This is a genomic window from Ectopseudomonas toyotomiensis (assembly GCF_900115695.1).
Lineage (GTDB): Bacteria > Pseudomonadota > Gammaproteobacteria > Pseudomonadales > Pseudomonadaceae > Aquipseudomonas > Aquipseudomonas toyotomiensis.
The window spans coordinates 45,322-68,240 of the sequence record NZ_FOXK01000005.1 but is presented as its reverse complement, the minus strand read 5'-3'; the positions used below and the strand labels follow the sequence as shown (position 1 = coordinate 68,240).

Genomic DNA, 22,919 nt, shown 5'->3' with positions numbered 1-22,919 from the left:
TTTCCAGAGAGATTCAGCCATGATGCGCATCACCAACTCGCAGATCACTTCGCTGATGCACAACTCGATGAACACCAGTTCTGCCGAGTTGGGCAAGCTGATGCAGCAGATGGCCACCGGCAAGCGCATCCTGCTGCCGTCCGACGATCCCATTGCCAGCGTGCGGGTGCTGCGGGTGCAGCGTGAAGAGGCGAGCCTGGAGCAATTTCGCAAGAACATCGCCAACGTCTCCGGCAGCCTGTCGACCCAGGAAGCCAACCTCAAGTCCACTTCCGACGCCATGCTCAACGTGCGCGATCTGTTGCTATGGGCGGCCAACGGCTCCAACACCAGCGAAGACCTGGCCGCCATGGCCGGTGAGCTGTCGATCATCGAAGACACCATCGTCAGCTTCGCCAACGTGCGCGACGAGGAGGGGCGCTACCTGTTCTCCGGCACCCTGAGTGACACCCCGGCGCTGAGTTTCGATGCGGCGACCCAGACCTACAGCATCACCGGCAACGACAAGCACCGTCAGGCTGCCGTGGCCAACGGCGTGCTGGTCGATGAGAACGTCACCGCGGCCAGCGTCTTCGGCGCTGGCGTGGGCATGCTCAACGAGCTGCGTGGCCTGATCAACACCCTGCAGGACCCGGCGCTGGACGCCACCGATCCGGCCGTACGCCAACAGATCACCGACACCCTCGGCGCCCTGGATGATGCCCATGGCCGCGTTCTCGGCTCGGTCACCGAACTGGGCGGCCGGCAGAACGCCCTGAGCCTGCTCAATGACAGCAACGAGGATGTGTCGTTGGTCAACCAGAAGATCGAAGGCGAGCTGTCGCAGCTGGACTATGCTGGCGCCACCATTGCCCTGAACAACTACCAGCTGGCTCTTGGCGCGACGCAAAAGACCTACCTGAAGATCAATGAGATGTCGCTGTTCAGCCTGCTGTAAGGAGTGACATTGGTGATCAAGGTCGATACACAGCTCCCGGTCGTCACCGCGCTCGATCCGCAGGCGCGCCGTCCGGTGCAGGGCGAGCAGTCCCTGCAGCGCCAGCGCAAGCAGCTGCCCGCTGAGCCGGCGCCACCGCCGCGTGGCAAGAGTGCCACCTTCAACCTGCAGCTCAACCAGCAGTTGACCTCGATGCAGGCGGCCGACAGTTACCTCGGCGAACTGGCCGGGCGCCTCGGTCAGCTCAAGCTCAGTCTTAGTCGCGAGTTGAGCAATGCCCAGGCTGGGGAACGCGACGGCATCAAGCGTGAGCTGGAGCAGGTGCGCAAGCTGCTCGCCGAACGCAGCCAGCGCTCCGGTGAAACCCTGGATGCCAGCTTCAAGTTGCGTCTCAGCGAGCCGGTGCGTAGCCGCTTCAGTCTGCAAGGGCTGGATTCCATCGCCGCGGTGCAGCAGGCTGGCAAGGAAACCCTGCTGTTCAGCGCCGGACGCAAGCTGGCCGAGCCGCTGGCGGTGGTGCTCGACGAGGGTTTGAGCGAGCAGCAGATTCTCCGGCGTTTCAACGCCGGCCTGGGTCCGGCGGGCATCCGTGCTGAAGTCGATCACGGCGGGGCGCTCAAGTTCAGCGCCCGCGAGAGCGAATGGCAGCAGCTCAAGGGCGAACTGCGCGTGCAGGGCGAAGGCAAGCTGGCGAGCCAGGCTCAGGCGGCCGTGGTCAGTCACGAGGAGCAGATGTTGCGCCTGCCCGAGGCGGCGCGCCTCGATGGTGCCCGCGAGCTACGCCGAGCACTGGACGAAGTGGTGGCGGCGCTGGACCGGATTGGCACGCTGCGTGAGCAACTCAGCCACCGTCAGGAAGAAATCCGCGACTTTCTCGCTCGCCATGCCGATCACAACGAGCGTGAGTGGGCCAAGGATTTTGCCGGTGAAGTGTTCAGCCTGATGCGCCGCAGCCCCAGCAGCTACGCGGCGGTGACTCAGACCGTGGTGGCCCAGGCCAATATCAGCCGTTCCAGCGTGGTCAGCCTGTTGTCCTGATGGTTTTCCTCTCCTCAGCCGTCGGTCGCCCTCCCCCTTTTTTGGCGACTGACGGCTTTTTTAATTCGAGCGCGGCCGGCCGCCGAGCGCAGGCATGGTTGCTGCCGGGTTGTGGGCTTGCAGGAAAAGGACATCCGAACCTGATGCCAGCCAGCTGATTTGACCATTGATCCGCTTTTTGACTGGTCGCACAGAATGATGGCGTTTTAACAGCTATCATCGCCCCCTCTCCGCAGGGTGTGGGCCTGGCGCCCGTCATATCTGCCCTCTCGCATTCCAATAAAAACCCCGCATTCAAAGGGTTCAACCCGTTCCGGTGGCTTGTGCTTCCGGTGCATTGCCTCGTTCTCGAATTTTGGAGTACCGACGTGTTGAAGAAGTACCTGACTCTCCTCCTGCTTGCCTGTACCGCGCTGGTCAGCGTGCCCAGCCTGGCGCAGTTGAGCGATTCCGAAGCCATGAACATGACTGGCCTGCAGCGTTCGCTGACCCAGCGCATGGCCAAGAACTACCTGATGCTGGGTGCCGATGTGCGCGTGGATGCCGCCCAGCGTCAGCTGCAGGAAACCATCGAGCGTTTCGATGCCAGTCACAAGGCGCTGACCGCTTACGCGCCGACTGCCGAGATCAAGGCCGCGCTGGCCAGGATCGATGGCACCTGGGCCTCCTACCGTCAGCAGCTGGAAGCCAAACCGGAGCAGGCCAAGGCCGCCCAGATGCTCGCCACCAGTGAGGAACTGCTGCAGCAGACGCAGACCGTCAGTGACCTGATGGGCAAGCACCTGGGCGCCATGGGCGCATCGGTGCACCGCACCGGCTGGGCGCGCGTGCAGACCCAGCGCATTGCCATGCTCTACATGGCCAAGTCCTGGCAAGTGCAGGCACCGGATCTGGATGCCAAGCTGGACAAGGCGGTAAGCGACTTTGAAACCATCCTCAAGGAGCTGGAAGCCCGCGGTGCACCGAGCGAGGAAATCGCTGCGACCCAGCGTCGGGTAAGGGCGAACTGGGGCTTCACCCTCAAGGGTATCGACCTGCACGCCAGTCAGGGTTTCGTCGGTACTGCCATCACCATCAGCACCGATTCGTTGTTCCGCCATCTCAACGAACTGACCCGCCTCTACGCGGGCCTGCAGGCCAAAGAGGCCTGATAGCCATTCGCCGTTCCGTCACCTTGGCCACCTGTTTTTACGCTATAAACAAGCGCTACTCGGGCAGAGGTGACGGACATGAGCGAAGCAACTGATCAGGCGGTCTACAAGACCCTGCTTGAGTCCACCCGGGCGATCCCTTGGAAGATCGACTGGAAGAGCATGACCTTCGCCTACATCGGCCCGCAGATCGAGACGCTGCTGGGCTGGTCGCAGGCCAGTTGGGTCAGCGCCGAAGACTGGGCGACGCGCATGCACCCGGACGACCGCGAGAAAGTGGTGCAATTCTGCATCGCGCAGTCGCAGAACGGCGTCGATCATGAGGCCGACTACCGTGCGCTGACCGCCGCCGGCGATTACGTGTGGATTCGCGACGTGGTGCACGTGGTGCGTGACGACAACGGCGAGGTGGATTCACTGATCGGCTTCATGTTCGACATCAGCGAGCGCAAGAAGACCGAGGAGCAGCTGCTGACCCTGCAGAAGCAGCTGGAGGAATACTCCTACAAGGATGGCCTCACCGGCGTCGCCAACCGGCGCATGTTCGACACGGTGCTGGCCAGCGAATGGGCCAATGCCCAGCGCACCCAGCAGCCACTGTCGCTGATCCTGCTGGATATCGATCATTTCAAGCAGTTCAACGACCATTACGGCCATATCCAGGGCGACGACTGCCTGAAGAGCGTCGGTCAGGCGCTGAGCCGCGCGGCCAGCCGGCCACGGGATTTCGTCGGGCGTTTTGGCGGTGAGGAGTTCGTGCTGGTGCTGCCGGACACCGATGAAGCCGCCGCCCGGCATATCGCCCAGCGCTGTCGCCAGCAGGTGCGCCAGCAGCGCATTGCCCACGAGCGCTCTGCCGTGTCGTCCCTGCTCACTATCAGCCTCGGTGTCGGCACCATCGTGCCGGGCGCCCACGATCGCCCGCTGGACTTCCTCAACAGCGTCGACAAGCTGCTCTACCAGGCCAAGCAGCGCGGTCGCGACCGCGCGGAAGTGGCCAAGGCACCTGCTTGTTCGACGCTGGATGGTGCCGCTGACGCCCGCGCTTGAGCAATCGTTAACCTGAGCGTAACGATAGCGCGGGCTGCTTGATTGATGACCACAAGGTCACGCTCCTAATGTGCCTCCACGACAGCGGAACTCGTGGAGTCTTCAATGACAACAACAATATCCCCACCGCCGCAGTGGTCGCGTCGTCGCGCTGAAAAAGCCCGGCGACTCGATCAGGTGCGCAATCTTGTCGATGGCGTGGTGTTGCCCAGCGACAAGATCGTCGCGGCGTTAGAAGCGCTGATCGCCCCGGGTGATCGCGTGGTGCTCGAAGGCAACAACCAGAAGCAGGCGGATTTTCTGTCTCGCTCGCTGGCCAAGGCCGACCCCGGCCGACTGCACGACCTGCACATGATCATGCCCAGCGTCAGCCGCGCCGAGCATCTCGATCTGTTCGAACGCGGCATCGCCCGCAAGCTCGACTTTTCCTTCGCCGGACCGCAAAGCCTGCGCATCGGCCAACTGCTCGAAGACGGGCAGATGGAAGTCGGCGCCATTCACACCTACATCGAACTCTATTCGCGCCTGTTGGTGGACCTGATCCCCAACGTCGCGTTGGTCGCAGGCTTCCAGGCCGACCGCCACGGCAACATCTACACCGGCCCGAGCACCGAGGACACCCCGGCGCTGGTCGAGCCCACGGCGTTCAGCGACGGCATCGTGATCTTCCAGGTCAACGAGATCGTCGACGAGCTGCCGCGCGTGGACATCCCCGCTTCCTGGGTCGATTTCGTGGTGGTGGCGGACAAGCCCTTCTATATCGAACCGTTGTTCACCCGCGACCCGCGCCACATCACGTCGGTGCACGTGCTGATGGCGATGATGGCGATCCGCGGCATCTACGAGAAACACAACGTCCAGTCGCTCAATCACGGCATTGGCTTCAACACCGCCGCCATCGAGCTGATCCTGCCGACCTACGGCGAATCGCTGGGCCTTAAGGGCAAGATCTGCCGCAACTGGACCCTCAACCCACACCCGACGCTGATCCCGGCCATCGAGACCGGCTGGGTCGAGAGCGTGCACTGTTTCGGTACCGAGCTGGGCATGGAGAACTACATCGCCCAGCGCCCGGACGTGTTCTTCACCGGCCGTGACGGCTCGATGCGCTCCAATCGCATGATGTGCCAGCTGGCCGGGCAGTACGCGGTCGACCTGTTTATCGGCGCCACCTTGCAGGTGGACGGCGATGGCCATTCCTCCACCGTGACCCGTGGGCGCCTGGCCGGCTTCGGCGGCGCGCCGAACATGGGCCATGACCCGCGCGGTCGTCGTCACTCGACACCCGCCTGGCTGGACATGCGCCCAGGCGACAGTGAAGCGCCGCTGCTCGAGCGCGGCAAGAAGCTGGTGGTGCAGATGGTCGAGACCTTCCAGGAGGGCGGCAAACCCACCTTCGTCGAGCAGCTCGATGCCGTCGACGTGGCGAAGAAAGCCGGCATGCCGCTGGCGCCGATCATGATCTACGGCGACGACGTCACTCACCTGCTCACCGAGGAAGGCATCGCCTACCTGTACAAGGCGCGCACCGTGGAAGAGCGCCAGGCGATGATCGCCGCAGTGGCCGGCGTCACCGCCATCGGCCTGCGCCACGACCCGAAAGAAACCGTACGCATGCGCCGCGAAGGGCTGATCGCCCTGCCCGAAGATCTCGGCATCCGCCGCACCGACGCCAGTCGCGAACTGCTCGCGGCCAAGAGCATCGCTGAGCTGGTCGAGTGGTCGGGCAGCCTGTACAACCCGCCCGCCAAATTCAGGAGCTGGTGATGAATGCACTGACTGCAATTCAGCCGAAGCTTTCTTTAGGGGATTGGCTGGCCGATCTGGCGGTGGACGCGCTGATCGACGAGGCCGACCTGTCGCCCAAGCCGGGCCTGGTCGACCGTCGCGGCAGTGGCGCGCACACCGACCTGCACCTGGGCCTGATGCACGCTTCGGCGCTGGCCCTGTGGCCAAGCTTCAAGGCCATGGCCGAGGCCGCGCAGCAGCGTGGCGAGATCGCTCTGCAACTGCGTGAAGATGTAGGCCGCATCGGCCGCGAAGGCGAGCAGGAAATGCTGCGCGTCACTGGCGGCGTCAACACCCATCGCGGCGCGATCTGGGCGCTCGGCTTGCTCAGCACCGCAGCGGCGCTGGACGTGAACATGCTGGCGCCCGAACAGGTTGCCCTGCGCGCCGCACGTCTGGCCCTGCTCAATGACCGTGCCGCGCCTGTCACTGGCGACAGCCATGGCGCCCAGGTTTGCCGTTTGTACGGCGTGCATGGCGCCCGCGAGGAAGCGCAGCTTGGCTTCCCCGCGGTCATCCAGCAGGCGCTGCCGCAACTGGCTCGCAGCCGCGCCGCCGGGGCGGGGGAGCAGAACGCTCGCCTCGATGCGCTGCTGGCGATCATGACTCAGCTAGCCGACACCTGCGTGCTGTATCGCGCCGGCATGGCCGGGCTGACTTGCATGCAGAGCGGCGCCCGCGCAGTGCTCGCCGCTGGCGGTTGCGCCAGCCTCGACGGTCGCCGCCTGCTGCGTGACCTCGAACGCGACATGCTGCGCCTGCGTGCCTCGCCTGGCGGCGCTGCCGATCTGCTCGCCGCCACCCTGTTCCTCGACCGCCTGCAGCATGGCCTGCCGGCGCAGCTTGGGAGTCACTGAAATGGAAACCCTGTCTTTTCAATTCCCCGCCGGGCAACCGGCCCAGGGTCGCGCGCTGGTGGGTTGCGTCGGCTCCGGCGACCTGGAAGTGCTGCTCGAACCCGGCCAGGCCGGCACCCTGGCGATCCAGGTGGTGACCTCAGTGAACGGCAGCGCGCCGCGTTGGCAACTGCTGTTCGAACGCATGTTCCGCGAGCAGCAGCTGCCCGCGCTGAATATCGCCATTCATGATTTCGGCGCCACGCCGGGCGTGGTCCGCCTGCGCCTGGAGCAGGGCCTGGAGGAACTGAACCATGGCTGAGCAGAACATCAAGCGCCTGCTGGCGCAGCGCAGTTTCACCGAGCTTGGTGCTCGTCAGCGGGCCCGCGCACTGCTCGATGCCGGCAGCTTCCGCGAGCTGCTCGATCCGTTCGCCCGGCTGATGTCGCCTTGGCTGCCCAAGCAGGGCATCGTGCCGCAGGCCGATGACGGCGTGGTGGTGGCCAAGGGGTTGATCGACGGTCAGCCTGCGGTGGTGATCGCCATCGAAGGTGCCTTCCAGGGCGGCAGCCTCGGCGAAGTGGGCGGGGCGAAAATCGCCGGTGCCCTGGAGCTGGCCGCCGAAGACAACCGTAACGGCATGCCGACCCGCGCCGTGCTGCTGCTGGAAACCGGCGGCGTGCGTCTGCAAGAAGCCAACCTGGGCCTGGCGGCAATCGCCGAGGTCCAGGCTGCCATCGTCGAGCTGCGCCAGTATCAGCCGGTGATCGGCCTGGTCGCCGGCCCGGTGGGCTGCTTCGGCGGCATGTCCATCGCCGCCGGGCTGTGCAGCTACCTGCTGGTGACCCGTGAGGCACGCCTGGGGCTCAACGGCCCGCAGGTGATCGAACAGGAAGCCGGGCTGGACGAATACGACTCGCGCGACCGTCCCTTTATCTGGAGCCTGACCGGCGGCGAGCAGCGTCACGCCAGCGGTCTGGTCGACGGCTACGTGAGTGATGACGTGGACGCCATTCGTAGCGAGCTGCACGGGCTGTTCGCCCAGGGCAAACCTGCGCTGGAACGCAGCCGTCGCCACGCCTGGTTTCTCGAGCGCCTGCGTGACGTCGACACCTCGATCCAGGCCGATGCCGCTGCCGTGCGCAGCGCCTACCAGGGAGCATGAACATGACAACTGCACAGGAACAACGCGGTCTGCACTGGTTTCAGGCCCTGACCGGAGCTGCTCAACCGCTGCAAGGTTTGCCTGCCTCGCTGCGCGTGGCCGACTGCGAGCTAGCCGGCCAGGCGGTGCGTTACATCGTCGTGATCGCTGACGCCGACAACCCCTTCCCCCGCGCCCGCAACGGCGAGGTCGGCCTGCTCGAAGGCTGGGGCCTGGCCCAGGCCGTGGACGACGCTATCGAGGCGGATCGCAACAACCTGCACAAGCGTGCGCTGATTGCCATCGTCGATGTGCCGAGCCAAGCCTATGGTCGCCGTGAGGAAGCCTACGGCATTCATCAGGCGCTGGCCGGCGCGGTGGACGCCTATGCCCGTGCTCGCCTGGCCGGCCATGCGGTGGTCGGTTTGCTGGTCGGTAAGGCCATGTCCGGCGCCTTCCTCGCGCACGGCTACCAGGCCAACCGCCTGATCGCCCTGCGCGACGCCGGGGTGATGGTGCACGCCATGGGCAAGGCCGCTGCCGCGCGTATCACCCTGCGCAGCGTCGACGAGCTGGAGGCGCTGGCTGCCAGCGTGCCGCCCATGGCCTATGACCTGGACAACTACGCCTCGCTTGGCCTGCTCTCTGAGGTGCTCGATGTGGAACAGGTGACGCAGCCGACGACGGCCGACCTGTTGCGGGTAAAAGACGCCCTGAGCCGGACATTGGCCGATATCGCCGAGGCCCCGCGCGACCTGCGCAACCGTCTGGGCGCCGCCAATCGCGCGGCCTCCAGCCAGGTGCGCGAGGCGTTGCGCGCGCAGTGGTGAACAGGTCGCTCACGGCCACCGTAGGGTGCGCTATGCGCACCAGAGCTTTCTTCGATAACCCGGTGCGCACGGCGCACCCTACGTCCGAGGATCATTTGATGCTTCACACCCCCCGTCCACATGATCTGCTCTGGGGCTTGCGCCCCGAGCACCTGCCACAGGAGACGCCGGCCTGGGCTCGTGCCGCCCTGGGCGGGCATGTGCCGGTGGTGGTGCGGCGTGCTCCCGCTGAGCCCGGCTGGGTCGCGGTCGGTATCCGTGGCGCGGCGCGTGAACAGCGACATGCCACCTGGATGCATGTGAGCGATATCAGCCGTCTGGTCAGTCCGCAGGCGGTGGCCAGGGCCGGGCGCTGGCGCAGCCACGCTCAGCCGCAGTGGCCGGCGTTGCACGCGTTGAGTCAGCTGGCGCCGCGTCTCGATGCCCTCGGCCTGGCCTGGGGCGTGACCGGCAGCCTCGGCTTCGAGCTGGCCAGCGGTATCAGCGCCGCGCACCCAGACAGCGATCTCGACCTGTCGCTACGTGTGCCCCATCAGCTTCCGCGCGACAAGGCGCGGACGTTGTGTGTGCTGGTGGATGACGCGCCGGGCCGTATCGACCTGCAACTGGAAACCCCATACGGCGCCGTGGCGCTGCGCGAATGGGCCAGCGAGGCGCCACGCGTGTTGCTGAAAACCCAGAACGGCCCGCTGCTGGTCAGCGACCCGTGGCAGTTGCAACAGGTGGCGGCATGAGCACGCTCTGGGGCTTCCCCGGCCAGGGCGCGCAGCAGCCCGGCATGCTCCACGCCTTGCCCGATGCGCCGGTGGTGCGGGTCTGTATCGAGCAAGCCAGCGCTGCGCTGGATGAGGACGTACGCCTGCTGGATTCGGCCGAGGCGCTGCAGAGTACCCGCGCCGTGCAGCTCTGCCTGTTGATTGCCGGCGTGGCGGCCTCGCGCCTGCTGATCGAACGCGGGCATCACCCGGACTATGTCGCCGGCTTGTCCATCGGTGCCTACGCTGCCGCGGTGGTAGCCGGTGCGCTGGAGTTTGCCGATGCCGTACGCCTGGTCGCCTTGCGTGGCGAGCTGATGCAGCGCGCCTATCCCAGTGGCTACGGCATGACCGCCATTCTCGGCCTCGACCAGGCCAGCGTCGAACGCCTGCTGGCCGAAGCCGAAGGCCCGGTGTACCTGGGCAATATCAACGCTGAAACCCAACTGGTGATCGCTGGCAGCGATGCCGCCATGGCCGCCGTGGCCGAGCGCGCTCGCACCCTTGGCGCCGGCATGGCCAAACGCCTGGCCATGAGCGTGCCGTCGCACTGCGAACTGCTCGATGCACCGGCTCGTGAGTTGGCCGAGGCTTTCGCTGGCGTCGAGCTGCGTACCCCCCAGGCGCGCTACCTGAGCAGCAGCTCGGCGCGCCTGATCCGCGATCCCGGAACCTTGCGCGACGACCTGGCTTACAACATGAGCCGCGTTGTCGACTGGCAGGCCACGCTCGTCACCGCCTATGAGCGCGGCGTGCGCCTGCACCTGGAACTGCCACCCGGCGGCGTGCTGACCGGGCTCGCCCGGCGTGTCTTCGACGCCGGCCAGGCAATCGCCTTCGAGGGCGCACGTCTGGATACACTCGACGCCATGTTGCGTCAGGAGGTAAGCCGCGACCGCTGAGCCGTAGCGTTTACCGAAGCACAAGAACAACAACTTCGATACGAAACGAGGACAACAACAATGATCATCTACGGTGTCGCCTTCCTGGCGTTCTGCACCCTGGCAGGCATCTTCATCGGTGAACTGCTGGGCAAACTCATCGGCGTGCCCGCCAACGTTGGCGGTGTCGGTATCGCCATGATTCTGCTGATCTTCCTCGGCAGTTACCTGAAAAAGCGCGGCCTGTTCACCGGCAAGTCGGAACAGGGCGTGGAGTTCTGGAGCGCCATCTACATCCCCATCGTGGTCGCCATGGCCGCCCAGCAGAATGTCTACGGTGCCCTCAAAGGCGGCCCAATGGCGATTCTTGCTGGCACCGCTGCCGTCGCTATCGGTTTTGCGCTGGTCCCCGCACTGAGCCGTATTGGGCAAAAGAAGCCTGAACCCGACGTAGCCCCCTCCCTGAACAAAGCGCCACGGTGACTGCCATGTACGAATCTTTGATGAAGGTCATTACCGGCTACAGCCTGCTCAGCGGCTTCGCCATCATCGGCATCACCATGTGGGTGTCGTACTGGATTTCCGACAAATTCACCAAGGGCCGTCTGCACGGCTCGGCTATCGCCATCCTGCTCGGCCTGCTGCTGTCCTATATCGGCGGTGCCTACACCGGCGGCCAGAAAGGTCTGGTGGATATCCCGCTGTTCGCCGGCATCGGCCTGCTCGGCGGTGCCATGCTGCGTGACTTCGCTATCGTCGCCACCGGTTTTGGCGTCAGTACCGAAGAACTCAAGCGCGCCGGTTTCGCCGGGGTGCTGGCGCTGTTCGTCGGCGTCTTCGCCTCCTTCGTGGCGGGTGTCGGGGTGGCCATGGCCTTTGGTTACACCGATGTGGTCAGCCTGACCACCATCGGCACCGGCGCGGTGACCTACATCGTCGGCCCGGTAACTGGTGCAGCCATCGGCGCCAGCTCCGACGTAATGGCGCTGTCGATTGCTGCCGGCCTGATCAAGGCGATTCTGGTGATGGTGGCGACGCCCTTCATCGCGCCCTATATCGGTCTGAACAACCCGCGTAGCGCGGTGATCTTCGGCGGCCTGATGGGCACCTCCAGCGGCGTGGCCGGCGGCCTGGCGGCAACCGATCCCAAGCTGGTGCCATACGGCTGTCTGACAGCGGCGTTCTACACCGCACTGGGCTGTCTGCTTGGCCCGTCGTTGCTCTATTTTCTGATGCGAGGCCTTCTAGGCTGACCTTTGCCCGCCCTTGTGGCGGGCTTTTTCTTCGGGCTGAACGCGCTGCCCTGTGGGAGGCGCTTCAGCGGCGACGCTTGCGACTAAGAACCTGTTCACGATCTCGCGAGCTAGAGCCATACAAGGCAAAAACAGGCGAGGACGTGGAGTTTACGAGCTGTAAATGAGCAGTCCGAGCCTGTTTTTAACGCAGTAGGGCCGACGCGCAGCAGATCGTGAACAGGTTCTAAGACTGCCGGCTATACATCCGGCATTCGGCCAGCAACGCCAGCAGGTTCGGGTCGCGCTCCTTGGCCTTGAGAAAGACCACGCCGATATGCTGCTGCAGGTGATACTTGGCCTGCAGCGGGATCAGCTTCACGCGGTTCTCGTACACCGCCGCCACGCGTCCCGGTAGCAGGGCATAACCGACGCCCGAACTGACCATGCTGAGCAGGGTGAAGATGTCTTTCACCTGCATCGCCACCTTGGGCTCGAAGCCGGCCTGCTTGAACACCCGTTCGCCGTCGCGGAAGGTGGCGTAGCCCTGGGTCAGAGTGATGAAGGTCGAATCGCGCAGAGCGGCCAGGTCCACCTCGGCGTGATCGGCGAAGGGCGAGTCGTTCGGTGCGGCGAGGAAAATGTCGTCGGAGAACAGCGCCAGCTGCTCGCAATCCGGATCGCTGACGCTGTCGTCGAGGGCAATGAGGATGGCGTCCAGCTCCATGTTCTTCAGCTTGTACAGCAGGTCGACGTTGGAGCCGAGCACCAGGTCGATGTTCAGCTCGCTACGGCGCAGCTTCAGGCCCATGATCAGTTGCGGCACGGTCTTCACGGTCAGCGAGTAGAGCGCACCGAGTTTGAAACGCTCGGCGCCGAAACCCGCCGCTTCGCGGGTCAGACGTACCATCTCCTGGGCGTCCTGGATCAGCTTCTGCGCCTTTTCTTCCAGCACGTAGGCGCTCTCTAGCGGGATCAGGTTGCGCCCTTCATGCTTGAACAGCGGGCAGCGCAGCGCGCTTTCCAGCGAATGGATGGCGCGGTGCACACTGACGTTGCTGGTCTGCAGCTCGCTGGCGGCACGCGCCAGGTTGCCGCTGCGCATGAAGGCGAGAAAGACCTCCAGCTTTTTCAGAGTCAGTTCTTCATCGATCAGCATCGTGCATTTCCCGAGACGCGATGAGCCATTGTGCCGCATCCACGCCGGTCAGCGGTGATCGCTCGGTGCGACTTTGGTTGCAGGCGGCGATGTCTGGAATGCCCCCTTGTTTGTCATTTCAATAGTGTTGATATGATTGCCGCGCAGGCACTACCGTAGAAGCAGTCCCGCATTGGTAAAGGCCAGCGCCTTCACCAAGCGCCATTGCTGTTCGAGGAGTACCGCCATGAACGATTTCGCTTCACTGCCCGCGACCTCCGGCCTAAAAGCCCTGCAGGCATTGATCCGCGGCGAACTGCCGGCGCCGTCCATCGGCGAGACCATGGGTATCCATGCGGTGCAGGTGGAGGCAGGCAGCATCACCCTGGAGGGCCGTCCGGATCAGCGTCACCTGAACCCAGCCGGCGCCGTGCATGGCGGCTTCGCGGCCACCTGCCTGGACGGCGCCGCGGCGCTGGCGCTGTTCTCCACCCTGGAGGCGGACGTGCCGCACTCGACGGTGGATCTCAACGTCAAGTACGTGCGTCCGCTGCGCCCCGGCGAGGTCTATCAGCTGCGCGGCTGGGTGGTCGAGCGCACCCGTAGCCTGGCGATCTGCGACGCGCACATCCTCGATGCGCAGGGCAAGCTGTGCGCCAAGGCCACTACCACCTTCGTCATCGGAGTGGCCAAGGCATGAAGGAACTCATCGTTCAGGGCCCCGGCCAACTGGCCTGGGTCGAGGCGCCCGATCCACAACTGGCTACTCCAGCCAGTGCGTTGGTCAGGCCCATCGCCTCGGCCTCCTGTGATCTGGATAGACGCCTGATCGCCGGCACCACACCGTTCAAACCGCCGTTCGCGCTGGGCCATGAATGTGTGGCCGAGGTGCTGGAGGTTGGGTCGGCCGTGCGTAACCTGCGCCGTGGCGATCTGGTGTCAGTGCCCTGGAAGATCGCCTGCGGCAGTTGCGCTCAATGCCTGGTCGGGCGCTCCAGCGCCTGCACGGCAGTACCGCGCATGGCCGCCTACGGCGTGCCGGCCGGCGGGCATTGGGGCGGTCTGTTCTCGGAAATGGTGCTGGTGCCCTTCGCCGACGCCATGCTGGTGCCCTTGCCTGCCGGGCTCGACCCCGTGGCCGTGTCCAGTGCCAGCGACAACCTCACCGATGCCTGGGTGGCCGCCAGCCGGCCGCTGGCCACACGGCAGGATGCCCGTGTGCTGGTGGTCGGCGGCACGGAAAGCCTCGGCGTGCTCGCCGTGCAAATGGCGCGGGCCGCTGGTGCGGCCAGCGTGGACTACCTCGATGAGCATCCACTGCGCCAGCAGCTTGCCGCATGCAGTGGTGCGGGTGTCGACCTGGCGGGGCGCGATCTCGATCGCAGCTACGACCTGGTGATCTCCGCCACGCGCGATCATCAGGCGCTGCGCCGTGGCCTGTTGGCGCTGGCACCTGGTGGGCATTGCTCGTGCATCGGCATCATCTTCGACGATCCGAAGATTCCGCTGTTCGACATGTACCTGCGTGACGTCACCTTTTCGGTCGGCGCCTGCAGCGTGCAGCAGCACATCCCCAAGGTACTGGATCTGGTGCACAGCGGCCGTTGCGATCCGTTGCTGGTCAATCCGCAGGTGGTGGGCTGCGAGGATGCGCCGCAAGCGCTGATTCAGCCGCTGACCAAGTGCATCGTGGTGCGCGAGCGCATCACCTGAGACGGCTCAGTTGAGATGCTCGGCAAGCGCCAGCATCACCCGGCGCCAGGCGTCCTGACCGTCGGCGTCGGTGGTGGCGAAGGCGTCGCGCAGGGTACGTCGTTCCAGCTCGGTGGCTTCGGCCTCCAGCGCCGTGCCTGCCTCGCTCAGCGCCAGCAGCTTGAAGCGATGCCGGCCCGGTTCGCGGCTGTATTGCACCAGCGCCTGCTCGAACAGGTGCGACAGCGGACGATGCAGCGCCTGATTACTGACGCCCAGGGTGATGGCCAGTTCACCGACGCTGATTGCATCGGCGCGGGCGATCACATACAGAATACGGTGGTGCACGCGGGACAGCCCGCGCGCCTCGAGAAAACGGTCGGCCTCCACCGTCAGGCCGCGGAAACCGAAGTGCAGCAGCTCGAGGCTATGGTCCAGTGGGTGCAGCGATTTCAGGTTCACGGACGCCGTATTGATCTTTTTCTCGATGACCATGGGATATTCACGCGGATTGAAGTGACGCACAGCCTAAGGCCTGCACCCGCCCCTCACAACACGACACAGGAACATGCACATGCAACTGATCTACGCTGCTGCTTCACCTTTCGCCCGCAAGGTTCGCGTGCTGGCCGCGGAAACCGGCCTGTTGGATCGAATCGAATTGCTCGACACCGCCGTGCTGCCGACCACGCTCAACGAACGGGTCAATGCCCTCAATCCGTTGGGCAAGATACCGGTGCTGCTGACCGATGACGACCAGGTGCTGTACGACAGCCGGGTGATCTGCGAATACCTCGACACCCTGCACGCGGGGGCGAAGCTGCTGCCGAGCGGTGCTGCGCGCTGGCAGGTGCTGCGCCTGGCCGCACTAGCCGACGGCCTGATGGACGCGGCCCTGCTCGCGCGTTACGAGCGCGGTGTGCGCCCGGCCGAGCTGCAGTGGGCGGCCTGGCTGGATGGCCAGCTAGGCAAGGTGCAGCGCTCCCTGGCGGAGCTGGAGCGCCAGGTCGAACGACTACAGGGCCCGCTCGACCTGGGGCAGATCGGCGTCGCCTGCGCGCTGGGCTACCTGGACTTCCGCTTCGCCGACCTCGACTGGCGCGCCGCTCATCCTGGTCTGGCCGCCTTCCAGCAGACCTTCGCCCAGCGCGCCTCCATGCTGGCCAGCGCGCCGGTGTGAGAGTGTGGCAGTGCTGAGGGGGTGAGTTTCATCCCTGCGTTGAGATGCGAAGCGAGGATTGTCGAGTCTCTGGCGCAAGATTGCTCGGCATGATGCCAAAAGGCTATTATTCTGGCGCGCATATTGCTCTGTTTTAGTCATTTAATTGACTTTCCCAAGGTGTAATTGCCGCTTGTCTGAGCTTTGTATCGGAAAATTGACAGTTTGCTGGTCGTGCTGATTCAATGCCGATACATACAAGCGTCATGATTGTGCTCGAGGTCCAGGGGTCGACTAGAGTTTCAGCAAGTGACGGGGGGACGCCTCGCCAGAGGTTTCTGAGAGAAGTAGGCGTGCAAGCGCTTTTCAGTTCAGTGGGTTGATCAGTTGAAATTCTCAAAGGGAATAGCCGGGCTTCTCAGCCTGGCCGTTGCGTTTTTCGCTAGTACAGCACTTGCCCAGCCCTCCAGCGTGGCTTTCTGGTACGCAGATGAGCCGCCGCTCCCCGAGCTTTCGCAGTTCGAGTGGGTGGTTGTTGAGCCCGGACATGTCTCCGCTTCCGACCTTGCCTATCTAAAGGCCCAGGGCCGCACGGTGTTCGCTTATCTGTCGGTCGGTGAATACCATGGTGATCTCACCGCGGCCGGCTTGAAGGACGCCGCCAGCAGCATCAGAAACAGTGCCTGGAACAGTCAGGTCATGGATCTTGAGGCATCCGCCTGGCGCGACTATCTTCTTGGTCGAGCCAGTGCTCTGAAAGGGCAAGGTTACGACGGCGTTTTTCTCGATACGCTGGACAGTTTCCATCTCCAACCCAAAGCTTTTCAGGAGCCGCAGCGCCTGGCCCTGAAAAGTCTTCTGCAGCAGATGCATCGCCGCGAGCCCGAACTCAAGTTGTTCTTCAATCGCGGCTTCGATGTTCTACCCGAGCTGCCGGGCGTCGCTTCTGCCGTGGCCGTAGAGTCCCTTTATGCAGGGTGGGACGCTGCAGGGGGCGGTTATCGCCAGGTGCCGCAGAGTGATCGCGACTGGTTGTTGCCGCACCTCGATGACGCACGGTCAAAAGGCATTCCGGTCGTGGCGATCGAATACCTGCCCCCAGAGCAGCGCAAGGAGTCACGCGAGCTTGCTGCGCGCCTGGTTCGTGAGGGCTTCATTCCCTACATCACGTCGCCTGAATTGAATGCGTTGGGGATGAGCGTCATCGAGGTCCAGCCACGTCGTATCGGTCTGGTCTACGACCCTCGGGAAGGCGAGGTCGAGGACAACCCGGGCCATATCTATCTTGGCGGGCTGCTCGAGTACCTAGGCTATCGCGTCGACTACTGGCCTGCCGATGCGTCGCTGCCGCAACGTTCTCTCAAGGGACTGTATGCCGGCGTCGTGGTATGGATGACCAGTGGTGCCCCGGAGAAGCGCGACATCTTCGAGGATTGGCTGAACAAGCGGCTCGATGAACAGGTACCGCTGGCTTTCTTTTCCGGTCTACCGCTGGACAACGACAGCCTGCTCAGCCGTCTTGGTATTCGCACCCTGTCGCAGCCGATTGCCGATGACGCCGTACTGGAATCACATGATGCCGCGCTGGTCGGTGGGTTCGAGGCGCCCATGCGCTTGCGTACCCGGGAGCTGCCCGCGCTGACGGTTACCAATCCTGACGTGACCCAGGCCGCTGTGGCTCTGCGTAGCGGTGAGAGACGCTATGTACCGGTTGCGACGGGCAGTTGGGGTGGTTTTGCGCTGACGCCCTATGTGTTCGAAGAGGGGCTGGATCACCGTCGCTGGATCGTCGACCCCTTCGCTTTCCTCCAGCGCGCCTTCGCCTTGCCTCCCATCCCCAGACCTGACACGACGACGGAAAACGGCCGACGGATCGCCACCGTCCACCTCGATGGCGATGGTTTCGTTTCCCGCGCTGAAGTAACCGGTACGCCTTATTCCGGTATCCAGGTACTGGATGATTTCATCACCCCTTATCCGTTGCTGACTTCGGTTTCGGTGATCGAAGGCGAGGTCGGCCCCAAGGGCATGTATCCGCACCTGGCTCGCGAGCTGGAGCCGATCGCCCGCAAGATATTTGCCGACCCAAAGGTCGAGGTCGCCAGCCACACCTTCAGTCACCCGTTCTTCTGGCAGCCGGAGAAGTCGTCGCAGCGTGAGGACTTCGAGGCGCAGTACGGCTACATGATGGCCATTCCGGGCTACAAGACGCTGGATATGCCGCGCGAGGTCGTGGGCGCGCGCGACTACATCAACCAGCGCCTGACCACGCCTGAGAAGCCGGTGAAGATGATCTTCTGGTCGGGTGATGCCATGCCCAGTGCCGAGACGCTCAAGCTGGCGTATGACAGCGGTCTGCCCAACGTCAACGGCGGCAACACGGTTCTGACCAATGCCCACCCTTCGCTGACCGGCCTCTATCCGTTGATTCGCCCGACCCCCGGAGGCCTGCACTTCTATGCGCCGGTGATCAACGAGAACGTCTATACGAATCTATGGACGGGGCCCTACTACGGCTTCCGTGGTGTGCAGGAAACCTTCGCGCTGACCGACAGCCCGCGCCGGCTACGTGGCTTTCACCTGTATTACCACTTCTACTCGGGGACCAAGCAGGCCTCCATTCGGGTGATGAAGCAGACTTATCAGGCCATGGTCGACAGCCAGCCGCTGTCGCTGTGGATGAGCGATTACATTCAGCGCGTAGAGGGCCTTTACCGAGCGAGCCTGGCCAAACGTAGCGATGGCGCGTGGTTGATCAGGGGGCTGGTGGGCATGCGTACGTTGCGTCTCGACCCGGCTCTGGGCTGGCCCGATCTGTCGCGTTCCGAGGGGGTTGCGGGTGTGCGAGATCTGCCGCAGGGGCGATACGTGCACCTCAGTGGGCCTACGGCCGTGCTGGCGCTGCGCGAAACGCGTGATCCGCGTCCGTCTCTGGAAGAGGCCAACATCCCGTTGACTGCCTGGCGTTACAACGATGACAGAAACGTCACGTTTTCCTTCGAGGGGGAATTTCCGCTGACATTCAGCGTTCGCTCGGACAGGGCGTGTCAGGTACAGGTGGGGGGCAGTCGCTTTCAGGCGAAGGCTGATAAGGGGATCTGGCACTTCGAGTTGCCAATGAAGCGGGTGAGAGATGGAAAGCTTATCTGCAACCAGTAAACGTGAGCGTCAGACGCGCCTGCTCAACCCATGGATGATCGTGCTTGTCGCGCTCTTCGTGATTGCGTTGCTGGCCCTGTCCTACAAGAGCGAGGATGTATTTCTTCCGGCCGCTGATACGGCGCCTGACGCTGTGGCCATCAGCTATACCGAGCTGCTGATCAAGGCACACCCCGAGGATGACCAGCTGCGGCTGAGGCTGATCGATCAGTTGATTCAGGTCGGTGACTTCAAGCGTGCCCGCGAGTACCTCGAACAACTGCAAGGCCGCCTTTTGGCCATTACGCCGTTCTATGTGGTGATGCTGGATATCCTCAGGGCTCAGGCCGATCCGAACGGTATCAGCGAGGCGCAGCGTGCGCAGCTGATCGAGGAGTTGCGGGCGCTGAACATCGCTGATCTGGATAACTCCATGCTGGAGCGCACGGCGCGTTACGCGCTGGAGATCGGCGGCCTGGATGTGGCCGTGACGTCCTACAGGGCACTCGCCGAGCGTGATGCCGAGCGACGCACTCACTGGCTGGGCGAAGCCGCCCTGTGGAGCCTGGCGAACAATGACCAAAGCGGCGCTGCGCAACTCTACCTGCAGTTGGCCGCGGCGGAGCCGGATGCGCAAAAGCGTGTCGAGCACCTGCGTGAGGCATTCAATGCCTTGCGCGCCGCAAACCACTCCGCGCAGGCCGCGGAGCTGCTGGCACAGCATCTTGGTGAGTTGAATGCCGAGCAGGAATCGCTGGATTGGCTTGCCGAGGGTGTGGACGCTGCACAGGCGGCGCAGCGCTTCGATCTTGCCGAGACCTTCGTTCAGCACTGGTTGAGCCTGAAGTCCGATGATCATCGGGCACTCAATGCCGATTTCCGCCTCAGTCTGGCATCCGGTGCCATCGAGCGTGCCTGGCAGCTCGGGCCACAACTGTTGGCGCAGGCCCCCGATGATTTCGAGTTGATGGCTGAACTGGCACGCCTGGCAGAATGGACCGGACATACCCAGCAGGCATTGAACTACTGGGTACAGATGCTCGCTCATCAGGAAGACCCGGCAATGCGTGAGCGTGTCTGGCGCTATGCATTGCAGCTGTTCGATTTCGATCAGGTGGTCAGTACGCTCTCGGCCATCGATCGTCAGCGGCAGATGACGGATCAGGAGGTGGACACGCTGGTATACAGCCATGAGGTCCGCGGCACGCCTGAAGATGCGGAGTCCTGGCTACGGGCTTATCTGCAGCGTTACCCCAATCATCTGTTTGCTCGCAAGCGCCTGCGCATGCTGCTGGAGAACACCCAGCAGCTCGACAAGGAAGCTGAGCTCTGGGCCAGCATGGCTGAGCGCACGAGCCTGAGCACCGAAGATCGTATCCGCTGGGCCAAGGTGCATTGGAACCTCTTTCAGGCGGATCAGGCCTGGGCGGTACTGACCGCGGTGGATGCGAGCAAGGTGGATGATCCCGAATACTGGCAGTTGCGCGCTGACCTTGCCTGGAAGCTCGAGCGGGATGCCGACGTTCGCGCGGCATACGAGCGGCTGGTCAGCCTCGACGTGCCGTTGGGCAGGGATGATGAAGACCGCCTGATACGCATCTACTGGGACAAAGAGCCGCGCCGTGCCCTGCAGATCCTCGTCGAAAGTTGGCGGCGTACCGGCAGAGTGGCGCGGTTGACCGTGGCATTGCAGCTGGCCGAGACCTTGCGTGACTGGGATACGCTCAGAGCGCTGCTGTCTGAGGCAGAGCAGTCGTCAGCGGGCCGTGGCAGTTCGCAGTACTGGCTCGCCCGTGCTGCGCTCGCCGCCCAGGACGGGCAATACGAGCAGGCCAACGCGTTCTACAAGCAGGCCCTGGCCCAGTTCCCGGAAGACAACCTGGTGCGGCAGCGCATGCTCTGGTTCTACATCGACAATGCTCAGCGCGATGTCCTTGCCGCGCTGCTGCCGCAATGGCGCTCACGAGCTGTCGCTGACAGTCGCTTGTGGCTGCCCTATGCGACCGGCCACATGATGCTCAACAACACACGCGAGGCCTTGCTCTGGTTCCGCCAGCACCTCAAGTCCAATCCATCGGATCGGCTGGCGCTGGCTGCATATGCCGATGCTGCCGAGGCGGCGGGTTATGCCGACTTGGCCTGGCGCCTGCGTCGTCAATTGCTCAAGGATATGGACCGCACGCGCATCATCGCGACGCCGGAAGGTTATGCCATGTACCTGCGCCTGCTCGCCGGTAGCCAGGGCTCGCTGGTTTCGCTGGCGCAGGCCAGGCAGTTGTGGAACGGCGAGCAGGCGACGCTGCAACTCTGGTTCCAGCATTTCCTCGAGCGGCTGGACGCGGGCAACCAGGCGGCGCTCAAGGATGACTGGCTGGCGTGGGGGGCTTCACGCGGCCTCGAGCCAGGCAATTATGATCAGATTCAGCAGGCGCTACGCAGCGATAACCGTGAGCAGATGCAGCGTCTTCTGCAGCGCGGCGGCCTGGACGTGGCGCATCAGGTCGAGGTTCTTGCTCGCCTGGGGCATGACGGCGAGGCATTGGCCACCGCGCTCAGCGCCCAGGGCGACGAGCAGCCGGTGTCCATTCGCCAGCAACTGCTCTATCAGGCTACCGGCATGCTGGAGCGCTCACCGCAGGGTATCCAGCTGGGGTGGCACAAGATGGACTTCGGCGACCTGGATATCTCCGGGCCTCGCTTGCGCGTCGCGCGCAATCTGGGCGACGACTGGTATGCCGATCTGCAACTCGACCAGATGCGCTATGACAGCGCCAACCTGGACAGCGCGGTGATGGGTAATGAGCGCAATCTCAAGCTGCATACCCGTCGAGAGCTGTCCGATGGCGACCTCAGCCTGTACCTCGACAGCAGTCTGCGCGATGACGATGACCGCCATGGCTTGGGCGTTGAGCGGACCTGGCGCCTGAGCTCGCGCGACGAGCTGGGCGTCGCCGTGGATTGGCACAGGCAAGCCGATGACACCGGGCTGTTGCGCGCCCTGGGTAAGCGTGACGGACTGGGTCTGAGAGGTCAGCACGGCTTTTCCGCGCGTGACCAGCTGAGCTGGTCGATCACGCACAGCCGCTACAGCTCGAGAAGCGGCGATGCGCTCGGCACGGGCAATGGCGTATCCGTCGAGTGGGGGCACATGCTGTTCTTCGACGATCCTTCCTGGCTGCTGCGTACCGGCCTCGATTACCAGAAGAACAGTGTCGAGAGCGAGGTTCCCGGTGAGCTGCTGAGTACGAACGGAGGTGCCTACATACCCTTCGATACCACGCCGGGGGCGACGATCCCGGGCGAGGAGCTCATGCAGGATCGTTACGGCCAGGTGTACGTCGCCAGCACCTGGCGCCGAGGCTTCCCCGGTGCACTGAATCGAACCCGTCCACAGTTCACCTGGATGGTCGACACCATTGCCGGCTGGCAGTGGACGGAAAAGCAGTTCAACTACGGCATCAACCTGGGGGTTGGCGTCGAGTTGTTCGGTGATGACGAGTTGGCGGTGACCCTCGGCTATCAATCCGCTCCCCGTGGTGGAGAGGGTGATGCCGGCGGGTCCATGGGTATTACCTACAGCACCCGCTTTGGGCGCTAAGCAAGGATTCTCAAAGGAGGAATGACGATGCAAATCATCCGTTGCCTGACCCTGGTGGTCATTGCAGCACTCGCGACCGGGTGCTCGAGCTTCACCCGCGAAAGTGGCCAGACGCTGCCGCGCAACGCCTCCTGGGGCGTGGCGCCGCTGGTCAACTACGCCCAGACTCCGCAGGCCGGTGAGCGCGCAGAGCAGATACTGATCAGCATCCTGGCGGAAGAGGGCGTGCGTCCGCTCATGTATCCCCAGGCGCCGCGGCAGGACCTGTTGCTGCAGGACGACCGTGAGCGCCAGATCCAGGCGCTCGACTGGGCGCGCCAACAGCGTCTGGCTTACGTGATCACCGGCAGCGTCGAGGAGTGGCAGTACAAGAATGGCCTCGATGGCGAACCCGCCGTGGGCATCAGCCTGCAGGTGCTGGAGCCGGCTACCGGGCGCGTGGTCTGGAGTTCGAGCGGCGCCCGTGCGGGTTGGTCGCGTGAGAGTCTGGCGGGGGCGGCGCAGAAGGTGCTGCGTGAGCTGGTCGGTAACCTCGACTTCGAGTAATGACG

The 22,919-nt window shown here is 64.0% G+C and carries 21 protein-coding genes; 19 read left to right on the top strand and 2 right to left on the bottom strand.

Annotated features, from left to right (window positions below):
- Positions 1-22: 22 nt before the first annotated feature.
- The 13 genes from flgL to madM all read left to right on the top strand — a co-directional run bounded on the left by flgL (position 23) and on the right by madM (position 11,664).
- Positions 23-937, top strand: a complete 915-nt coding sequence (flgL, locus tag BM186_RS11290; protein WP_072423769.1) for a flagellar hook-associated protein FlgL — start codon at positions 23-25, stop codon at positions 935-937.
- Positions 938-946: 9 nt separating this feature from the next.
- A complete protein-coding gene (locus BM186_RS11285; RefSeq protein ID WP_083431591.1) occupies positions 947-1,975 on the top strand; it encodes a hypothetical protein in 1,029 nt (342 codons plus the stop codon).
- 368 nt (positions 1,976-2,343) lie between these two features.
- Positions 2,344-3,126 (top strand): type IV pili methyl-accepting chemotaxis transducer N-terminal domain-containing protein, encoded by a 783-nt coding sequence (locus BM186_RS11280; RefSeq protein ID WP_017676477.1) that lies wholly within the window; start codon positions 2,344-2,346, stop codon positions 3,124-3,126.
- Positions 3,127-3,204: 78 nt separating this feature from the next.
- On the top strand, positions 3,205-4,176 hold the full coding sequence (locus tag BM186_RS11275; RefSeq protein ID WP_074915350.1) for a GGDEF domain-containing protein: 972 nt from the start codon (positions 3,205-3,207) through the stop codon (positions 4,174-4,176).
- 105 nt (positions 4,177-4,281) lie between these two features.
- Entirely contained in the window at positions 4,282-5,943 is a 1,662-nt protein-coding gene (gene mdcA, locus BM186_RS11270; protein ID WP_074915348.1) for a malonate decarboxylase subunit alpha, read from the top strand.
- Positions 5,943-6,821: a triphosphoribosyl-dephospho-CoA synthase gene (locus BM186_RS11265; RefSeq protein ID WP_074915346.1), complete on the top strand. Its 879-nt coding sequence runs from the start codon at positions 5,943-5,945 to the stop codon at positions 6,819-6,821. The genes mdcA and BM186_RS11265 overlap by 1 nt, the downstream gene beginning before the upstream one ends.
- A gap of 1 nt (position 6,822) precedes the next feature.
- Positions 6,823-7,122, top strand: a complete 300-nt coding sequence (locus BM186_RS11260; RefSeq protein WP_017676482.1) for a malonate decarboxylase subunit delta — start codon at positions 6,823-6,825, stop codon at positions 7,120-7,122.
- On the top strand, positions 7,115-7,966 hold the full coding sequence (locus tag BM186_RS11255; protein WP_074915344.1) for a biotin-independent malonate decarboxylase subunit beta: 852 nt from the start codon (positions 7,115-7,117) through the stop codon (positions 7,964-7,966). The genes BM186_RS11260 and BM186_RS11255 overlap by 8 nt, the downstream gene beginning before the upstream one ends.
- A gap of 2 nt (positions 7,967-7,968) precedes the next feature.
- Positions 7,969-8,775, top strand: a complete 807-nt coding sequence (mdcE, locus tag BM186_RS11250) for a biotin-independent malonate decarboxylase subunit gamma (protein ID WP_074915342.1) — start codon at positions 7,969-7,971, stop codon at positions 8,773-8,775.
- A 98-nt stretch (positions 8,776-8,873) separates the two neighbouring features.
- Positions 8,874-9,509 carry a malonate decarboxylase holo-ACP synthase gene (locus BM186_RS11245; protein ID WP_074915340.1) on the top strand — a complete coding sequence of 212 codons (636 nt, stop codon included), beginning with the start codon at positions 8,874-8,876 and terminating at the stop codon, positions 9,507-9,509.
- Complete coding sequence (mdcH, locus tag BM186_RS11240; protein WP_074915338.1) at positions 9,506-10,432, top strand: malonate decarboxylase subunit epsilon; 927 nt, start codon at positions 9,506-9,508, stop codon at positions 10,430-10,432. Before BM186_RS11245 ends, mdcH begins: the two co-directional genes overlap by 4 nt.
- Before the next feature lie 60 nt (positions 10,433-10,492).
- Positions 10,493-10,894 carry a malonate transporter subunit MadL gene (gene madL / locus BM186_RS11235; protein WP_072423615.1) on the top strand — a complete coding sequence of 134 codons (402 nt, stop codon included), beginning with the start codon at positions 10,493-10,495 and terminating at the stop codon, positions 10,892-10,894.
- Between the two features lie 5 nt (positions 10,895-10,899).
- Positions 10,900-11,664 (top strand): malonate transporter subunit MadM, encoded by a 765-nt coding sequence (gene madM / locus BM186_RS11230; RefSeq protein WP_072423614.1) that lies wholly within the window; start codon positions 10,900-10,902, stop codon positions 11,662-11,664.
- Positions 11,665-11,890: 226 nt separating this feature from the next.
- Here the strand turns inward: madM and BM186_RS11225 are convergent, their stop codons facing one another.
- Positions 11,891-12,802 (bottom strand): LysR family transcriptional regulator, encoded by a 912-nt coding sequence (locus BM186_RS11225; protein WP_074915336.1) that lies wholly within the window; start codon positions 12,800-12,802, stop codon positions 11,891-11,893.
- Between the two features lie 226 nt (positions 12,803-13,028).
- Between BM186_RS11225 and BM186_RS11220 the strand changes: the two genes are divergently transcribed.
- Together BM186_RS11220 and BM186_RS11215 are read left to right on the top strand one after the other, a co-directional pair.
- Positions 13,029-13,481 carry a PaaI family thioesterase gene (locus tag BM186_RS11220; protein ID WP_074915334.1) on the top strand — a complete coding sequence of 151 codons (453 nt, stop codon included), beginning with the start codon at positions 13,029-13,031 and terminating at the stop codon, positions 13,479-13,481.
- Positions 13,478-14,494, top strand: a complete 1,017-nt coding sequence (locus BM186_RS11215; RefSeq protein ID WP_074915332.1) for a zinc-dependent alcohol dehydrogenase — start codon at positions 13,478-13,480, stop codon at positions 14,492-14,494. The genes BM186_RS11220 and BM186_RS11215 overlap by 4 nt, the downstream gene beginning before the upstream one ends.
- A gap of 6 nt (positions 14,495-14,500) precedes the next feature.
- Here BM186_RS11215 and BM186_RS11210 read toward each other — a convergent pair whose 3' ends face one another.
- A complete protein-coding gene (locus BM186_RS11210; protein WP_074915330.1) occupies positions 14,501-14,968 on the bottom strand; it encodes a MarR family winged helix-turn-helix transcriptional regulator in 468 nt (155 codons plus the stop codon).
- Positions 14,969-15,047: 79 nt separating this feature from the next.
- Here BM186_RS11210 and BM186_RS11205 point away from each other — a divergent pair, with 79 nt between their 5' ends.
- The 4 genes from BM186_RS11205 (at position 15,048) to BM186_RS11190 (ending at position 22,914) form a co-directional block, all read left to right on the top strand.
- Entirely contained in the window at positions 15,048-15,653 is a 606-nt protein-coding gene (locus tag BM186_RS11205; RefSeq protein WP_072423609.1) for a glutathione S-transferase, read from the top strand.
- Between the two features lie 366 nt (positions 15,654-16,019).
- Complete coding sequence (locus BM186_RS11200) at positions 16,020-18,791, top strand: bifunctional glycoside hydrolase/polysaccharide deacetylase family protein (RefSeq protein WP_394327892.1); 2,772 nt, start codon at positions 16,020-16,022, stop codon at positions 18,789-18,791.
- Complete coding sequence (locus BM186_RS11195) at positions 18,766-22,368, top strand: tetratricopeptide repeat protein (protein WP_074915328.1); 3,603 nt, start codon at positions 18,766-18,768, stop codon at positions 22,366-22,368. The genes BM186_RS11200 and BM186_RS11195 overlap by 26 nt, the downstream gene beginning before the upstream one ends.
- Positions 22,369-22,395: 27 nt before the next feature.
- Complete coding sequence (locus BM186_RS11190; protein ID WP_074915326.1) at positions 22,396-22,914, top strand: penicillin-binding protein activator LpoB; 519 nt, start codon at positions 22,396-22,398, stop codon at positions 22,912-22,914.
- The last annotated feature ends 5 nt before the right edge of the window (positions 22,915-22,919 follow it).

Bases quoted from the DNA above. Each gene is read 5' to 3' on its own strand.
- BM186_RS11225 (WP_074915336.1), bottom strand. From the start codon at position 12,802: ATGCTGATCGATGAAGAACTGACTCTGAAAAAGCTGGAGGTCTTTCTC.
- mdcA (WP_074915348.1), top strand. From the start codon at position 4,282: ATGACAACAACAATATCCCCACCGCCGCAGTGGTCGCGTCGTCGCGCT.
- BM186_RS11205 (WP_072423609.1), top strand. From the start codon at position 15,048: ATGCAACTGATCTACGCTGCTGCTTCACCTTTCGCCCGCAAGGTTCGC.
- BM186_RS11245 (WP_074915340.1), top strand. From the start codon at position 8,874: ATGCTTCACACCCCCCGTCCACATGATCTGCTCTGGGGCTTGCGCCCC.
- BM186_RS11260 (WP_017676482.1), top strand. From the start codon at position 6,823: ATGGAAACCCTGTCTTTTCAATTCCCCGCCGGGCAACCGGCCCAGGGT.
- BM186_RS11275 (WP_074915350.1), top strand. From the start codon at position 3,205: ATGAGCGAAGCAACTGATCAGGCGGTCTACAAGACCCTGCTTGAGTCC.
- BM186_RS11220 (WP_074915334.1), top strand. From the start codon at position 13,029: ATGAACGATTTCGCTTCACTGCCCGCGACCTCCGGCCTAAAAGCCCTG.
- madL (WP_072423615.1), top strand. From the start codon at position 10,493: ATGATCATCTACGGTGTCGCCTTCCTGGCGTTCTGCACCCTGGCAGGC.
- BM186_RS11215 (WP_074915332.1), top strand. From the start codon at position 13,478: ATGAAGGAACTCATCGTTCAGGGCCCCGGCCAACTGGCCTGGGTCGAG.
- flgL (WP_072423769.1), top strand. From the start codon at position 23: ATGCGCATCACCAACTCGCAGATCACTTCGCTGATGCACAACTCGATG.
- madM (WP_072423614.1), top strand. From the start codon at position 10,900: ATGTACGAATCTTTGATGAAGGTCATTACCGGCTACAGCCTGCTCAGC.
- mdcH (WP_074915338.1), top strand. From the start codon at position 9,506: ATGAGCACGCTCTGGGGCTTCCCCGGCCAGGGCGCGCAGCAGCCCGGC.
- BM186_RS11255 (WP_074915344.1), top strand. From the start codon at position 7,115: ATGGCTGAGCAGAACATCAAGCGCCTGCTGGCGCAGCGCAGTTTCACC.
- BM186_RS11195 (WP_074915328.1), top strand. From the start codon at position 18,766: ATGGAAAGCTTATCTGCAACCAGTAAACGTGAGCGTCAGACGCGCCTG.
- mdcE (WP_074915342.1), top strand. From the start codon at position 7,969: ATGACAACTGCACAGGAACAACGCGGTCTGCACTGGTTTCAGGCCCTG.
- BM186_RS11210 (WP_074915330.1), bottom strand. From the start codon at position 14,968: ATGGTCATCGAGAAAAAGATCAATACGGCGTCCGTGAACCTGAAATCG.
- BM186_RS11190 (WP_074915326.1), top strand. From the start codon at position 22,396: ATGCAAATCATCCGTTGCCTGACCCTGGTGGTCATTGCAGCACTCGCG.
- BM186_RS11265 (WP_074915346.1), top strand. From the start codon at position 5,943: ATGAATGCACTGACTGCAATTCAGCCGAAGCTTTCTTTAGGGGATTGG.